We start from the raw sequence: 2,597 nt of genomic DNA, 5'->3' as shown, positions 1-2,597 counted from the left end.
CGACTGTCAGCCGTCTACTCGATTGTGGCTAGTTTTTATTAATAATAGGTTTAATTCTTTTTTGATTTCATTGATGAATCTCTGACTAGAATCATAGAATCTACATATTTATTGATTTTGGGATCCCTTACTTTTTGATAAATACCTAATTTCATTGTATCTGTATATTCAGTTCCTGTCATATACAAATCTGCACATTCTATTCCACCTTCTAAGTGCACTGCAATCGAATATGTAGAATCAAAAGAAAATTTATCATGTTCTTCAAATCTTAGTGGAATTAAGTAGGAATCAAAATTTTTATTTCTTGCATAGACTTCAGTATAAAAAGAAGAATCTTTTTGTCTTTCAATAAAATAAGCAACAAAATTGTAGTCTTGAAGGTTTGAGGGAGGGTTTAATAGTATTTCTTTTTTAGGCTCAAAAGAGCAGCCTTCCCACAAATAATAACTTTCTTCCCAAACGTTAGAATATATGTAGCCTTTTTGAAGTGCATCTAAACAAGAGTCCTCAAAAAATGTAATTTCTTCATACCTATTTTCTAAAACTTCTTCTAAATAATAATCGAATTCCTCTTGTTGCTTTTTATCATCATTTAATTCTTCTTTTTTTGAAGTACAAGATATTAATAAAGCTATTATTATGTAATAAAATCTCATTTAGTTATACTGTTTTCCAATTAGCCACAACGCTCTGGCTATGCACCGTGGCGTGTTTAAGTTCGTATTCTGTTTCGTTTATCTAAGTAGCGAATTCTTTGAATTCGCATAGTAATTTCTTTTTCACACTAGGCGAATTCAAAGAATTCGCGGGCTATCAAGTAACCACAACCCTTTCGTAACCCTCTGACACAACATGGTGTCATAGGTGATGTTACCAGCTTTTTTCTTAGTACATTCCACTTGTCAACTCTTTCTCGTTAAATCTCCAAAGGAATTTTTCAGCCTTTTCTCTGTTAGCATTAATGAATTCAATAGTTAGTTTTTTAATCAGTTTTTTAGAATTTTTTTTAATTTTTTGATCTTCCAAAGTTTCTTTGAAACTACCTCCGTACTTGAACTCATCCCCGCGAACAGAAGCCACCAAGATTAAACCGTTGTTAAATTTTTTCTTTTTGATTTTATAGTCCGTTAGCTGATTTTCGTTGACAAATTTTCTGCAACCACTTATTAATCCGTTTATAACACCATCAATAAGTGATCCACCACAACTAGTGTGTACATTATTAGCAAATGAGGCAAAAGTGGTTGGCGGAAACCAATCGGTTCGATAACCTAAATATATCTGGTAGTTAAATCCATCAATTTCACCATCAAACGAAATTTCAAACTCAGGTTTCCCAAGAGCTTCTTTAGCGATTCTATCATAGAGGTATTTGACACCTTCAGGAAAATGATAATAGTTCTGATTTAAGAATTTTTCTCTTTCATCAATTAACAAAACTTCTGAGTTTCTATTTAAATAAGTCCATTGAAGAAAGTTTTCTGATAATTCTTGATAATCTACTTCCTCTATAAAAACAGAATCATCTAACTTGAAATTCAAGGTCAATTTTTGCTTGCCTTGTGGATTCATGGTGAAGTTTGTGGAAAGAGCTTTACAAGCCTTGAGATGAAAGTTCTTTAGGTTTTCTAGTTTTTCAACAGTTCTTTCGAATGCGTCAATATTACCTGAAGAGTTTATGACCAAAGCAAATTCATTGTCAGGTTTAAGTTCGATTTGAAAGAAAAAACTGTTTGATTTGGTCACTTCAAGACAATCACTGATTAGTCCTTTTAGTAAATTGATAATTCCTTTACTTCCAACACCTTCTAAGTACATACCAGTACGTTTTCTGATATGCTCTTCGAATTCTATTTGTTGGATTTCTTTATTCATGATTTTATTGCTGGTNGGCTATGCAACGGCGCTAACCAAAATCGTTTTCTTGAAATTAATACTTTTTTCATAGAAAAAGACAGATTTCCGAAGTGAGAAATGGCGCTGGTGCATAGGTGGTGTTATCTGCATTTCATATATCTGTTATGAAGTGAATAATTTCATTCCATGTGTTTTTCGTTCCGAAGCCGAGAAGTCCTTGTTTTCCTTGGTATGAAATTATATAATTGTAATAAGAAGTACTACTTGTAGTGCCTATAGTCAATAATTTACTTTCGATTATTTGTAAGTCGTCAAAAGCATCAGAATTAATGGGATAAATGGTGTTCTTATAAATTGCTTTCAAATTTAATGAGTCTCTATAAAAACAGACAGAATCCATCGTCTCAGGCCTATCGCCAGAAAGACAGCTTGATAGATATGTTTTGTATTCAACAGAGTCCCCAATTTGTAGATTTAAAATAAAAGTAAATGAAGAATCATCAATTGTTTGCTGACTTGGAGCTTCAGTATTACATTCAGCAAATAATGTTGAACTTATTAATGCGGATATAATAAATAGTATTGACTTCATTCTTGCTAATTTTTTTATAAAAGTATCTTAATCAAATTATTATAGGGTGTTCTTGTCGATATTTTAACTTTCAATAACTTCTAAAGTCATTCCTTTTTCTAGAACTAGTGGGGATTGCAGATAACGTCCAAGCTACGTATTGTCG

At 32.0% G+C, this 2,597-nt stretch carries 3 protein-coding genes; all 3 read right to left on the bottom strand.

Annotated features, from left to right (window positions below; all coding sequences use genetic code 11):
• Window positions 1–50: 50 nt before the first annotated feature.
• Window positions 51–659 (bottom strand): hypothetical protein, encoded by a 609-nt coding sequence (locus C6368_RS16855; protein ID WP_107040390.1) that lies wholly within the window; start codon window positions 657–659, stop codon window positions 51–53.
• 229 nt (window positions 660–888) lie between these two features.
• Window positions 889–1,878 (bottom strand): DNA topoisomerase subunit B, encoded by a 990-nt coding sequence (locus C6368_RS16850; RefSeq protein ID WP_107040389.1) that lies wholly within the window; start codon window positions 1,876–1,878, stop codon window positions 889–891.
• A 133-nt stretch (window positions 1,879–2,011) separates the two neighbouring features.
• Window positions 2,012–2,452 (bottom strand): hypothetical protein, encoded by a 441-nt coding sequence (locus tag C6368_RS16845; RefSeq protein WP_107040388.1) that lies wholly within the window; start codon window positions 2,450–2,452, stop codon window positions 2,012–2,014.
• Window positions 2,453–2,597 lie beyond the last annotated feature (145 nt).

The sequence above is a fragment of the Brumimicrobium mesophilum genome (assembly GCF_003025005.1).
In the GTDB taxonomy this organism is placed as follows: domain Bacteria; phylum Bacteroidota; class Bacteroidia; order Flavobacteriales_D; family Crocinitomicaceae; genus Brumimicrobium; species Brumimicrobium mesophilum.
Note: the sequence above shows the minus strand (reverse complement) of the source record. Positions and strands in the feature narration are given on the sequence as shown.

What these genes read in the sequence shown, in the direction of transcription:
- C6368_RS16855 (WP_107040390.1), bottom strand. Translation starts at nt 659, where the DNA reads ATGAGATTTTATTACATAATAATAGCTTTATTAATATCTTGTACTTCA.
- C6368_RS16850 (WP_107040389.1), bottom strand. Translation starts at nt 1,878, where the DNA reads ATGAATAAAGAAATCCAACAAATAGAATTCGAAGAGCATATCAGAAAA.
- C6368_RS16845 (WP_107040388.1), bottom strand. Translation starts at nt 2,452, where the DNA reads ATGAAGTCAATACTATTTATTATATCCGCATTAATAAGTTCAACATTA.